Raw genomic sequence first — 13,153 nt, 5'->3', positions numbered from 1 at the left:
TAGTGTGCCAAGAATCAACCACGGCAATAAAAGGTTGAATGCTGTAAATAAGATGATGGTAGGTCCATCAGAGTCGTTGTATAGGCGATGGCTCTAAACCACCTAAAGGTGCTGCAATTAACAGTTGTGGTGCTGAGCGTTTAGGAGAATCTAGTCCAAAGAGATTAGCAGGTACGAATAAAGGAGTTGAACGAAAGTGAACCATCGAAGAGGTGTCGAGAAGTTGCTATCCCCAGTCAAAAGCTACGAAGTATGATACGGAGTGAAAAGTAATGTTAGCAATAACATTAATTACAGAGGAAACCTATTTATTTTCTGTAAGGCTGGCGTCATTCAGATGGCAAGAACTTTATTCAGGCTTATTTACGGAACTTGGGAAACTGCATACAAATGGCAAGGGAAATGCACAATAAGAACAACTTAGAGGCAGAATACCGAAGTTGTATGCAGAGACAGATTAACCCGTAGTAGTGATGAAGTTTCTGTAATGGAAATGGAGCAAAGGGGTTAAGTTGTACAGTTGCATTTTACAAATCAACTTACAAAAGTGAGGATGAATTTATGGAATGAAACAAAATCAATACCGATAAGCCGCCAAATGGTTTGGGAGGCCTATCAAAAAGTGCGTTCCAACAAAGGGAGTGCTGGAGTGGATGCGATAGATATGCAAGAATTTGATGCCGATCGCAGAAGACACCTTTACAAACTTTGGAATCGTATGGCATCAGGGAGTTATTTTCCACCACCTGTCAAAGAAGTAGAGATATCCAAGAAAGACGGTTCTATCCGTAAATTAGGCATACCTACCATTAGCGACAGAGTTGGCCAAATGGTGGTCAAAATGTTTGTTGAACCAAGATTAGAGGCAGTATTCAGTCCCAATTCTTTCGGCTATCGACCAAAGAGAAATGCCCATCAGGCATTATCAAAGGTAAGAGAAAACTGTTGGAAACAAAACTGGGTCATTGACTTGGACATCAAAGGTTTCTTCGATAATATTGACCATAACAAACTGATGCTTGCCGTAGAGAAACACGTGCCCGAAAACTGGGTAAAACTCTATATCAAACGATGGCTGGAAGCACCCGTTATTACAATATCTGGAAAACGAATCCAAAAGCAAGGAAAAGGAACGCCACAGGGCGGAGTGATCAGCCCTTTACTGGCAAACCTCTTTCTACATTATGCTTTTGACAAATGGTTGGAACGGACAGATAAAAATGTAGTCTTCACACGTTATGCCGATGACGTGATACTACACTGTAATACAAAAGCCCACGCAGAAAAAGTACTTAATCTAGTGCATCAAAGAATGGCTTCGGTAGGATTGGAATTACATCCACAAAAGACAAAAATTGTCTATTGCCGAGACTACAGAAGAAAAGAAAAATACCCAACAATCAAATTTGATTTCCTGGGATATTCTTTTCAGCCCAGGACTGCCTTCTCTAAGAAAAAGAGGAAGCTGTTTTTAGGGTATGATTGTGCCATAAGTATTGGTTCAAGAAAACGAATCGCTGACAAGCTAGAAGAGCTCGGCGTAAACAAACTTACTTTTAAAAGCATCGTAGGAGTAGCCCAATATCTTAATCCAATAATCAGGGGATGGGTGCGGTACTATGGTAAATTTAAGATGTATGAACTTACAAAAGTCTTTCGGTTACTCAGTAAAAGATTGGTTTGGTGGGCAAGGAAAAGGTATAAGCGATATAAAACCAGTATTTCGAAAGGGTACCAATGGTTAGCAGAGGTTAGGAAACAATATCCAACACTGTTTTATCATTGGAACTTCAATCAAATAAATTGTATTGCTTAGATTTGTACAACAAGAGCCGTGTGAGGGGAGACTTTCAAGCACGGTTCTGTGAGAGGCTTAGGGTGAAACTCCCTTTGCCTACTCGATCACCAAACGTTCTATCTCATTTTATTCCCAACAGTGGACTTTAATATCCCCGTGGCCCTTGATTATTTTTGGAATTTAAAAACTTCTTATCCGTGCCCATCCTGCTGGTCGGACCCTGCTTTTATTTTTTATTTGAAAAATAGTGATGACATATTCATTTCATGGCGATGTGTAGTTTGAGCAATTATTCTAATCAATAAAATCTAAAACAAATTACATGAAAAATTTAAAAACACTTTGCATTCTTCTTCTTTCTCTTTCAATTATTTCTTGTTCCAGTAGTGATGACGATGGCGGCGGAGTAACTTCAACCGCCGAATATAAGGCAACGATGACTGGTGGACCTTTCGGCGACAAACACACATCAACCTTAGTTAGTTATGTAACAAATGCAAGCAAAGGATTAACCATAGAAATTACTGATGCCAATAAGAATGTTATTATTATCTCTTTAAATACTAAAGGAGGTTTTGATAGTGGCGTAACAAAAATTATAGGTGAACAAGATGAAATGGGAAATTATACCGACATCAAATTAAGACATTACACGGAAGGTGTCACATACTTTTCTAATAATGGAAGCATTAATATTTCAAGCAATAAGCCTAATCCATCTTCAGAAGGCGGGCAACTTATTTCAGGGTCTTTCTCTCTTGAATTGACCTCTACTATGGGAGATCTCGTCAGCATGACAGGTACTTTTAATAACATTTTGTATTAATGAGGTTTTGAATAATAAAAAACAGACGCTTAAACTTTGCGTCTGATGTCTGAGTTACCGCTCTCTGACAAGATGAACGCAGTCGAACCCCTTGTTATCACATATTATATTTTTGCATATGAAGCCCTTCGACTGCGCTCAGGGTGACAGTCAAATGTCAGGGTGAGCGCAGTCGAACCCTTCTATTATCGCAAGTAATAGTTTTGCATATCCGGATCCCTCATAATGAAGAGGATAGGGGTGTCATTTTTCGCATAACTATAACCTGTCTTTTCAAGGCTTTTTTTATTTCAGAATTAATGATGACATATTCGTTTCATTGCGATGGGCAGTTTGAGCAATGATTCAAATCAATAATAACTAAAAACAAACTACATGAAAAATTTAAAAACACTTTGCATTCTTTTTCTTTCTCTATTAATTATTTCCTGTTCAAGTAATGATGACGATGGCGGTGGAAGTGCTCCAGAATCAGAGTTTAAGGCCACTATTAAGGGTGGAACTTTTGGCGACAATTATACAGCAACCTTTGGAAATTATTACACCGATACCAGTGCTGGGATTACTATTGTGATAAATGATGAAAATAATAATTTGATCCGTATTTTTTTAAATGATAAAGGAGGTTTTGACGGTGGCGTAAATAAAGTAATCGGGGAGATAGATAATAATGGGTTTTATACTGGTGTCGTCATCAGGGATCAGACCGAAGAAATTTCATATAATTCTACTGAAGGAAACATTAATTTGCAGGAAAATAAACAAAATCCAGCATCAGATAACGGTCGACTTATTAGTGGAACCTTCAATGTTACGGCAGTTTCCAATACGGCCTCTACTGTGACGATGACGGGCACATTTAAAAACATTGCTTACTAATCAGGTGTTTTAAATCTCAGATATTTAAATATTACTATAAATCAAATTAATTCCAATCAATTTACTTGCTCAAGCGATTGGATTTATTAAAGTCCGCCTTTATGGTGGACTTTTTTATTCCATTGATGGTTAAAAATGTATAAGTTGCGAAGTACTTGAAATTAAGGCCCATATCTTGAAAATAGGAGAAATATCATCCTAAGAAAACTCAACTATAAAACATCTGTCTCCTTTCTAAACTTTTAAAAAAGCTTACATTGTAACAAATTTTAAAAAAAGCTACTAATACCATTAAACCAACAACTTTCTAAACAAATAACTATGCTTTCAATCCAAAACCTGAATAAAACCTATCCTAACGGAACCCAGGCTTTAAATAATGTCAATCTTGAAATTCAAAAAGGAATGTTTGGTCTTTTAGGACCCAATGGTGCCGGTAAATCCACTTTGATGCGTACCATCGCCACTTTGCAAGTTGCCGATAGTGGCACGATTGCCTTTGATGGGATTGATGTGTTTAATCAACCTGAAGAGTTGCGGAAGGTGCTGGGTTATCTGCCTCAGGATTTTGGGGTATATCCGAAAGTGTCTGCAGAAATGATGTTGAACCATATCGCCAAGATCAAAGGCATTCATAGCAGCAATGATCGCAAGGCCTATGTGGCCGATCTATTAAATCAGGTGAATCTCTACAAATTCAGAAAACGGAATCTGGGCGATTATTCTGGTGGGATGCGTCAGCGTTTTGGGATTGCCCAAGCCTTGATCGGAAATCCTAAATTAATTATTGTGGATGAGCCGACCGCTGGATTGGATCCGTTGGAACGCAATCGCTTTCATAATTTGTTAAGTGAACTGGGTGAAGATGCGGTAGTTATTTTATCCACCCATATTGTGGATGATGTCGTAAACTTGTGTACCAATATGGCGGTCTTTAACGAGGGGCAAGTTGTGGTACAGGGTCACCCGCAAGAATTATCGGAGTCGTTAAACGACAAAATATATCGCAAACGGATTGAAAAGAATGAGGTTGAAAAATACCAAACAGAATATACCGTGCTTTCTACCTATTTACGGAGTGGCAATATGAACGTCAATATCTATAGTGATGTCCACCCTGGAGACGGCTTTGAAGTGGTCAATAACAATTTAGAAGATTTTTACTTCTATAGTATTAACCAACCTCAAACCGTATAATCATGAAGGAAATTTTCTTATTTGAACTGAAATATCGGTTAAGACGACCTGCCACCTACATCTACATTTTTTTGATGTTTATCATTCCACTTTTAATAAGTGTTTTTGCTGATTCCGTCACGGCCCAATACACCAATAGTCCCAATGCCATTGTAGGAGTTCTGGGCGGCATGAGTATCATAAGTCTATTTTTCTATGCTGCAATCATGGGCGTTGCAGTCTATCGGGACGAAGAGCATAAAACCGCACAAACCTATTTCACCTTTCCTATTTCGGAAAAAAGCTATATTCTTGGGCGGTTTTTTGGAAGTTTTACCATTGTGACGATTATGAATATTGGAGCGGTTATCGGTGCGATGATTGGCTTTAGTATTGGTGCGTTTTTGGAACGACCGGATTATGGGGCTTACACGTCTTTTAATCTGACCTCGTATATCTTGCCTTTTGTCTATCTGCTGACTTTTAATGCCTTTTTTATAGGCAGTTTGTTCTTTTGTTTGATGACGTTTTTTAAGCGTATGTCCATCTTGTATTTAGGGGGGATTGTCATTCTTATCCTGACCATCGCCTCAGGGCAATTACTGTCTGGGCTAGATACCGAGTGGTTAAGTGTGTATGTCGATCCGTTTGGAGAAACTGCCCATAGCTATCTCACAAAGTACTGGACGGTGGACGAATTGAACCATACCCAATTGTCACTTTCGGGAAAATTTGGACTCAACCGCTTATTATGGTTAGGTATTGCTTTTGCGATTTTCTTTTTTACCCTATTTAAATTTTCATACAAAGGATTTTTGACCAGTTCAAAGCAGAAATCGTCAAAAGAGAGCAAAGAAGCCTATGTGCCTACGTCTTTTATCCCAAACATCACTCAAGTTTTTAATACCAAAGCACGTCGAGAAAACCTGTTGTCCTTAAGCAAAATTGAGTTTTTGTCGATTGTAAAAGAAAACGTTTTTCTCATTTTGATTGTTATGGGCATTATCGTAGCTGGGTTTGTTGCCTACCAATCCAACCAGACCTATGGTACGCCGTCCTTGCCGCTAACCCGATACATGGTCATGCAGGTTTCGGGTGGATTATCGCTGTTTTCTGTTATCATTTTAGTGATCTATGCTGGGGAAGCAGTACATAGAACCAGGCAAAATAAAACTTTTGAGTTTTACGATGCTTTGCCGGTCAGCAATATCACCCTATACCTTTCCAAGATTATTTCACTTATTGGTGTAGCTGTGGTATTGACTTTGCTCAATGTGGTGGTTGGAGTATTGTATCAAAGTTTTAATGGCTACTTCAATTATGAATTGGGCATGTACCTGACTTACAATTTCACTAGTGTTTTTCCTTCTTATGTGATGACCGTGCTTTTGGCATTTTTTGTCCACGTGCTGGTCAATAATAAGTTTTTGGGACATTTTATCGTCATCATTATTTATGTCGGTTTACCTATTCTATTGGCATTGGTGTTTAAAACATCAAATCCTTTGGTCATTTTTGGAGGAACACTAGGCGGGTTTTTAAGCGATTTAAATGGTTTTGGACATTATTTGTACGGGAAGTTCTGGTTGAATCTGTATTGGATTCTATTGACCTGTATTCTGGCAACTGTTGGAATTGTTTTCTGGAACCGTGGTTTCTTGTCTTCAGCCAAAGAGCGTTTGAAAATAGCAAAACAACGTTTTAGCGGGAGAACTTTAGGTCTGATGCTGTTTTTTGTTTTGGCATTTGTTTCAGTAGGTGCTTATAGTTACTATAACTTGAAAATCTTGAACCAATTGGAAGATGGCAATTACAGTCAAAAACTTAATGCCGATGCTGAAAAAAAATATGGTAAATATATTGATCAGCCCCATATTCAAGTCACCGATCTTAAAGCTTTTATTGATATTTTCCCTGAAGATAGGCGCGTAGAGGCCAAAGGTGAATTCAAGGTCGTTAATAATTACAAAGTCCCTATTGATACACTGTTAATGGAAATCAAATTTCCAATAGCCGATACAAGAATCACTAAAGTGGTCTATAACGGCGCTGAGTTAAAACCGTTTTTATCGGATGAGGAGTATCGAATGTTTATCTACAAACTGCCAACAAGCTTACAGCCAAATGAAACTGCCTCTTTGGTAATTGAAACAAAAGTGAATACGCATGGGTTCTCTATGGATTCTGAAACTGCCATATTAGACAATGGCACATTTTTTAGAGATGCTATTTTTCCTTCCTTTCATTATGAACGGACTTTATCCGACAATGGCATTCGTAAAAAGTATGGTTTGGAAAAGCTCGATTATTTATATCCACCAAGAACGGATAGTCTGGCTTTAAAGAAAAACTTGTTTAATGAAGATGCTGATTATCTTAACTTCGAAGCTGTACTGAGCACTTCAGAAGGGCAAATAGCCGTAGCTCCAGGAACACTTACCAAGCAATGGGAAGAGAATGGAAGAAGCTATTTTCAATATAAACTGGAAGAAAAGACGGATTACTTTTTCAATTTTGTTTCCGCAGCCTATGATATCGAAAGGGATAGCTGGAAGGCTCCAAGTGGAAAGCAGGTGGCTATAGAAATTTATCATTCTCCAAAGCATAAAAGGAATCTGGAATATTTTATCAAAGGGGTGAAGATTGCGTTAGACTATAATTCGAAGAATTTTATGGAATATCCGTATTCGGTCATTCGAATTATAGAGTTTCCGGCACATTCCACTTTTGCCCAGTCCTTTGCGACCACTATTCCGTATTCTGAAGATTTCGGATTTGCAGCCGACTTCTCAAATGCAGACAGTTATAATTATGCCTTTAGAGTGACATCACACGAAGTGGCTCACCAATGGTGGGGACATATTGTGACGCCAAGTAAAACTTCTGGAGCCAATATCATTTCAGAGACTTTAGCTGAATATGCGTCGTTAATGACCATGAAGCAAGAATATGGCGAAAATGGGATTAAGTCGTTCTTAAAAAACTCGCTGGACACCTATTTAGGGAGCCGGAAATTCAGTTTTAAACCAGAACGTAGCTTAATGAACGTAGAAACTGGTGGCTATATCTGGTACGAGAAAGGCTCTATGATTATGTACGATTTACAGGATGTCATGGGGGAAGACGTTGTCAACAGCGGACTCAAGAACTTTCTGGAAGAGTTCAAATATAATAAGAAAGGTTTTTATCCAACTTCTGAAGATTTGTACAGGGCATTATATGCGGTGACCCCTGATTCATTAAAATACAAGGTTGATGATGGTTTTAAAGAGATCGTATTATATGAAAATAGAGTGATGACTGCCAAAACCAAAGCTTTGGACAATGGTAAATGGGAAACGACATTTACGGTCAATTCCAAGAAAATATATTATGACGACAAGGGCAGGGAAGATAGGGTTGATGACAATAAAAACTTGGTAGACATTGGGTTGTTTGGCGAAGATGTTATCAATGACGATGGGGTAACCATTAAAGATCCGTTGTACTTTGAACTGAAATGGTTAGAGTCTGGTGATAATACTTTTACGGTTATTACGGATGAAAAGCCTTTAAAAGCAGGGATTGATCCTTATAACAAGTTGATTGATCGCAACTCTGACGACAATTTAAAAACGGTGGAAGAGTAAACCAAAAACAAATAGATATTTATAAAAGCGAGCTAAATCCTCGCTTTTATGTTTTGCGAAATATTTTGAACAACCTCTGACATCACAATCTGCTTAATGGGTTGTTTTTTCTTAACAGTTAATTCTCAATACTTAGTACTTACTTTTATCTCCTTAAAATTGAAAGTATATAAACGGTTGAAAATCGGTAGAAAACGCTTGATAACAGATAACACCAACACCAGCTGCAATTAATACTTTGGCAAATGCTGGGCTTTTTGCATAAGCGCCTTCAATTTTGGTTTTGGTGGATGTTGGTAACCAATGGGTGACATACCCTAACAGCATCACCCAGAACACTAATTGATAATGGATCAGAACATCCACAGCATAATGCCAATCCATATGATAGGCAACTTGTTTATACCATCGTGCAATATGATCCATGCTTTCGCCCCTAAAATATATTCGTGTGAACGTGATGAAGGTTAGGGTAACCAAAATCTTCCACCACCTTACATACCATTGATTATTGGATTCGTACGGACTCACCTTTCTCCAAAATTTATAAACTACAATCCCCAAGCCATTGAGTCCACCCCAAATGACGAACTTCCATGAGGCCCCGTGCCATAGTCCACCTATGAGCATGGTGAGCATAAGATTGATATTGGTGTTGATTTGATTTTTGACCGTAGTGTTGAAAAGTGACAAAATATAAATAAGAAGTGCTGAGCTTAATACGATAGCTACCACCAACATATTTTGGTAGGCATAAAGAACGCCCAACAGAATAACACTCAAAATAATATAAGAGGCTACTGTTCCTTTCCGATTACCGCCCAATGGAATGTACAAATAATCACGCAGCCAGGTAGAGAGCGAGATGTGCCAACGTTTCCAGAAATTGCCTGCGTTGGTGGCTTTGTAAGGCGAATTAAAGTTGATGGGCAGTTTGAATCCCATCAAGAGGGCCAATCCGATAGCAATATCCGTATAGCCGGAAAAATCGCCATATATTTGAAGTGAGTACCCAATCATGGCCATGACATTGGCAAATCCTGAGAACATTTCAGGCGCGTCAAACACGCGATCCAAAAAGTGCATTGCAATAAAATCGGCAAAGATCATCTTTTTGATCAATCCTTTTAAGATCATGAAGGTTCCGGTATCAAAATCAGATTTCGTGATGACCGTTGGTTTGGAAATTTGCGGTACAAAGTTTTCTGCTCTAACAATAGGCCCGGCCACCAACTGCGGAAAAAAGCTTACATAAAATCCAAAATCGAGAATAGACTTTAAAGGCACTAGTTTTTTCCTAAAAACATCTACGCTATAACTAATGGTCTGAAACGTATAAAACGAAATCCCAACCGGAAGAATAATTTTATCCACTGTAAAATAATTCTGGTTATTAAAACTATTTCCCCAATGAGCTAACCAATTGACCACCTCAAAGTTGGTATGAAACAACATATTGAATGAGTCTGTGAAAAAGTAAGCGTATTTGAAATAGCACAGCACAGTCAAATTAATGACGACACTTAAGGTGACTAAAATATAGCGTTTGGTTTGTTGTTGGCTTTTATAAATGTTTTTGCCGATAAAAAAATCAACCACGGTGCTAAATATAAGAATGCCAATAAATAAGCCGCTGGTTTTATAATAGAAAAACAATGAAATTAAGAAGAGATAGGTATTTCGCAGCCGAATTTTCTTGTGCACAATAGCGAATAAAAAATAGGCCACGACAAAAAAGATCCAAAAATTTGCTTGGGTAAAAATCAGAGGATAGTCCTCTGAAAATTTAAAAATATCCGACAGCCTATTCATTCAACGATTTATAGTGCTTTAACAACTCATCTTTGTTTCTATGGGTGGACTTTGCCCAGGCATCAATGAGCGCATCCATAAACAAATCGGCTTTAAGGCTATAGCCCAATTGGGTAAAATGGATTCGGTCGCGAGGCATTAGTTTGTTTTGATACCATTTATTTGAAGAACCCAGACCGCCCATGATTTCGTATAAATCCCAGACCGCCATCTGATGTTTTTCCGCCAATTCCATAATAACCTTTTGCTGGGTGGCTGTGTTAGGATTTGGGACTTTACGTTGGTAATAATCGTCATTGGGGACCATAAGTAATATAGCGCAATCAGGATTGACCCTTTGAATCATCCGAATAAAGGCTTCATAATACGTTCGAAAGTTTTCAGCATCAAATTCACTTTTTGGCATATAACCATCATTCGTCCCAATAGCAATGATAAAGAGATCGGGTTTATAAAGTTGCAACTGTTTTTCAAAATAGGCAGCGCGGTTATAATAGGCAAAACTCCCGCCATTGACACCAATACTGGTGTATTCAATGCCGTCATTATCGTTCATGATTTCCATGCCCATCAGCGCAAACTCAGGATCTTTAATACTGTCGTTTTTTAATTCCAAACAAAATCCTACTTCATCTATCAACTTATTGAATCGGAACTCCCGGTACATTTTATCTAAATTTAGAGTGTCAGAAATTACAAGTTCAGGATCGATGACGGACAGATTGTAATCTGATTTCCAAGTGTTATAAAAAACTCTTAATTTGTTGAATTCATATGGTTGTTTGGTGTAATTTCGATAATTGGATTTCACTACAATAGTATCAGATTCCTCTCTGAATGCAGCAGTAACACCAGCCAAGCCCCAAGCGATGCTATCTTTTCTGACCGATGATCGATAACCTTTCCACTTTGATTTTGTCGCTTCAATCCGATAATTGGTCGGATTGTTAGTGTGTGCCAAGTGATAGGGAAATACAAACCCACGTTGCCCTTGTGATGCTGTATTGGTGTTTTGAAGATAGGTTCTGATTTTATTTGAATATATATCTGCTTGAATATGCGATCCACCTATATGAAAAATATGAAGTTTTTGTTTTTCACCACGATAGACCGCATCCAGTTTGTTAAAAAACTGATTGAACGTAGGAGCGCTATCTGCCATTTTTAAGGTATTTGCCTCAAAGTTGATCAGATGGCCGTATTGAGGTGTCAGGCTGTCTAAAATATAATCCTGACTAAACATAGTTGTGGTAAACCCTAAAAATAATATTATAAAACGCTGTTTCATTGCTTGTTCTTTAAATCTAAATAGAGTGATAGAAAAAATAACTCGGAGATGACTCGTGTGCCTGAAGGTGAAAAATGGGTGTAGTCATTGGCTGCCAATCCTTGATCTACCCAATGCTGCATGGAGTTTTCGCCGCCCATCGCGTCAAACATGCTCCAAAAAGCAATGTCATTTTCTTTACACATGTGTTGTAAGGTCTCATTCAAATATGGGAGCAACGCATAGGTTGTCAATTTCCCGTTATCGTTGGTGGTCATGTCTGATGGCCCAATAAAAATCACCTTGGCATTAGCGCTCTTGCGCTTTACCCAGTTGATATGATTTTTTAGATAGCTGGTATATTCTTTAACTTCGAGTGAGTCTTTAATATATGGCACGGAATTGCCACCATATTGAAAAATCAATAATTTTGGCTGCAATTGCTGGTACATTTTTTGAAAATTGACGCCGTCGGTTCCCGCAAATATGGTTCCAGAAGAACCCCTCATAGCTACGTTGTCTAATGAGATTCCGCTATTACCATCTAGTGTGAGTCCATAAAAATCGGGACTTATTTTACTTTCCAGTTCAATTTTCAAGTGAGAAGGCGTTTCAGCCATGTTTATGGCTAATTTATGGTAAGCACCATCTGCAATTAAGAGTTCGGACTTGATGAGTTGATTATCATTATAAACTTTTACGGACGTTGATGTGAGCGTGTTTCCGTAATGCAAACCTATGGTATTGAAAGACCTTAAGTTTCGATAGGATTTTGTTGGAAGACCAATGTTGATGATCGCTTTAGTGACTTTAAGAGAATCTAATACCAGACTATCCACAGTTTTATAGACATCGGTAAATCGGGATAAAGAGGAGTAAGCGCCGTATTTTTTATGTGGAAACTTTTCTTGGGTAGGATCAAAATAAGCATGCCGCGTCCAATTATCGGAATGGGTGACATTAGCGCTAATTTGTTCATAAACTTGAACAATGGGTATAAATCCAGGGCCAGTACCACCATATAATCCCTGAAGTCTATTTCTGAGATATCCTGAAATCCTATCGCCTTCCAATTGCGAATCGCCATAATGAATGATACGGCATCGATCACTTTGCAAACTCTCACGTAATTCGGCTATAAATAGCTGCCGGTCTTTTGGATATTGGATGCGCTGAACTTTTGAAGTGTCTATTTTAGTGAAATCGGGAATTTTAGGTTTTGCCTCGGCCACTGAGATGTCCTTATCAAGATCAATAACCAAATCTTCTATGTTCTCAACAATACTATCCATGCGTTTTAGTTGAGAGGGATCAGGGCCTTGATCTTCTAAAAACCTCTCATGCGTGGGATACTTTATGCGGACATTACCAACAAAAAAACCTTCTTGGGTTTTGCCATTCCCCAGATCCTTTGAAGTGCTGAGAAACGTCATAAGTAATAATACCAAAAGTGTGGCAACAATATAAAGTAGTATTTTAAAAGGCGAATACCTCATTTACAATTAGGGACCGATTTAAACTTTGAAATCTGAAATATAATAACAAATTGACCTAAAATACTTATAGAACTAAAATAAAACTCGAAGAAGAGATCGAGATCGCAATTGTATTTTAGAAGACGGTATCTATTATGATTCAGGAATGTATTGGAAACGGCTACTTTTATAACCATAGAATAAACTCCATCAAATAGGCTACTTCTTTTCAAATATCACGGTCTCGCCATAGGTTTTTGATTGATTTTTTAACTGAGCCTTGGCCAGTGT

General features: G+C 38.1%; 9 protein-coding genes. 6 read left to right on the top strand and 3 right to left on the bottom strand.

Going from position 1 to position 13,153, the window contains the following annotated elements; all coding sequences use genetic code 11:
• Positions 1 to 272: 272 nt before the first annotated feature.
• The 6 genes from H3Z82_RS13255 (at position 273) to H3Z82_RS13230 (ending at position 8,308) form a co-directional block, all read left to right on the top strand.
• The gene (locus H3Z82_RS13255) at positions 273 to 413 is read left to right on the top strand and encodes a hypothetical protein (RefSeq protein WP_182202246.1); all 141 of its coding nucleotides are present in this window, start codon (positions 273 to 275) and stop codon (positions 411 to 413) included.
• 140 nt (positions 414 to 553) lie between these two features.
• Positions 554 to 1,816, top strand: coding sequence for a group II intron reverse transcriptase/maturase (ltrA, locus tag H3Z82_RS13250; protein ID WP_182202247.1), 1,263 nt, complete (start codon positions 554 to 556; stop codon positions 1,814 to 1,816).
• A gap of 304 nt (positions 1,817 to 2,120) precedes the next feature.
• Positions 2,121 to 2,624, top strand: a complete 504-nt coding sequence (locus H3Z82_RS13245; RefSeq protein ID WP_182205990.1) for a hypothetical protein — start codon at positions 2,121 to 2,123, stop codon at positions 2,622 to 2,624.
• 375 nt (positions 2,625 to 2,999) lie between these two features.
• Positions 3,000 to 3,503: a hypothetical protein gene (locus H3Z82_RS13240; protein ID WP_182205989.1), complete on the top strand. Its 504-nt coding sequence runs from the start codon at positions 3,000 to 3,002 to the stop codon at positions 3,501 to 3,503.
• A gap of 321 nt (positions 3,504 to 3,824) precedes the next feature.
• Positions 3,825 to 4,700, top strand: coding sequence for an ABC transporter ATP-binding protein (locus H3Z82_RS13235; protein WP_182205988.1), 876 nt, complete (start codon positions 3,825 to 3,827; stop codon positions 4,698 to 4,700).
• A gap of 2 nt (positions 4,701 to 4,702) precedes the next feature.
• Positions 4,703 to 8,308, top strand: a complete 3,606-nt coding sequence (locus H3Z82_RS13230) for an ABC transporter permease/M1 family aminopeptidase (protein ID WP_182205987.1) — start codon at positions 4,703 to 4,705, stop codon at positions 8,306 to 8,308.
• A gap of 153 nt (positions 8,309 to 8,461) precedes the next feature.
• Here H3Z82_RS13230 and H3Z82_RS13225 read toward each other — a convergent pair whose 3' ends face one another.
• From H3Z82_RS13225 to H3Z82_RS13215, 3 genes are read right to left on the bottom strand one after another with little or no spacing between them, the layout of a single operon-like run.
• Positions 8,462 to 10,120, bottom strand: a complete 1,659-nt coding sequence (locus H3Z82_RS13225) for an MBOAT family O-acyltransferase (protein WP_182205986.1) — start codon at positions 10,118 to 10,120, stop codon at positions 8,462 to 8,464.
• The gene (locus H3Z82_RS13220) at positions 10,113 to 11,408 is read right to left on the bottom strand and encodes a GDSL-type esterase/lipase family protein (RefSeq protein WP_182205985.1); all 1,296 of its coding nucleotides are present in this window, start codon (positions 11,406 to 11,408) and stop codon (positions 10,113 to 10,115) included. The genes H3Z82_RS13225 and H3Z82_RS13220 overlap by 8 nt, the downstream gene beginning before the upstream one ends.
• Positions 11,405 to 12,820, bottom strand: coding sequence for a GDSL-type esterase/lipase family protein (locus tag H3Z82_RS13215; RefSeq protein ID WP_182205984.1), 1,416 nt, complete (start codon positions 12,818 to 12,820; stop codon positions 11,405 to 11,407). Before H3Z82_RS13215 ends, H3Z82_RS13220 begins: the two co-directional genes overlap by 4 nt.
• Positions 12,821 to 13,153: the final 333 nt, after the last annotated feature.

The sequence above is a fragment of the Gelidibacter maritimus genome (genome assembly GCF_014062315.1).
GTDB lineage: Bacteria > Bacteroidota > Bacteroidia > Flavobacteriales > Flavobacteriaceae > Gelidibacter > Gelidibacter maritimus.
This window is presented reverse-complemented; position numbering and strand designations above follow the sequence as displayed.

Bases quoted from the DNA above. Each gene is read 5' to 3' on its own strand.
- H3Z82_RS13255 (WP_182202246.1), top strand. From the start codon at position 273: ATGTTAGCAATAACATTAATTACAGAGGAAACCTATTTATTTTCTGTA.
- ltrA (WP_182202247.1), top strand. From the start codon at position 554: ATGAATTTATGGAATGAAACAAAATCAATACCGATAAGCCGCCAAATG.
- H3Z82_RS13245 (WP_182205990.1), top strand. From the start codon at position 2,121: ATGAAAAATTTAAAAACACTTTGCATTCTTCTTCTTTCTCTTTCAATT.
- H3Z82_RS13240 (WP_182205989.1), top strand. From the start codon at position 3,000: ATGAAAAATTTAAAAACACTTTGCATTCTTTTTCTTTCTCTATTAATT.
- H3Z82_RS13235 (WP_182205988.1), top strand. From the start codon at position 3,825: ATGCTTTCAATCCAAAACCTGAATAAAACCTATCCTAACGGAACCCAG.
- H3Z82_RS13230 (WP_182205987.1), top strand. From the start codon at position 4,703: ATGAAGGAAATTTTCTTATTTGAACTGAAATATCGGTTAAGACGACCT.
- H3Z82_RS13225 (WP_182205986.1), bottom strand. From the start codon at position 10,120: ATGAATAGGCTGTCGGATATTTTTAAATTTTCAGAGGACTATCCTCTG.
- H3Z82_RS13220 (WP_182205985.1), bottom strand. From the start codon at position 11,408: ATGAAACAGCGTTTTATAATATTATTTTTAGGGTTTACCACAACTATG.
- H3Z82_RS13215 (WP_182205984.1), bottom strand. From the start codon at position 12,820: ATGACGTTTCTCAGCACTTCAAAGGATCTGGGGAATGGCAAAACCCAA.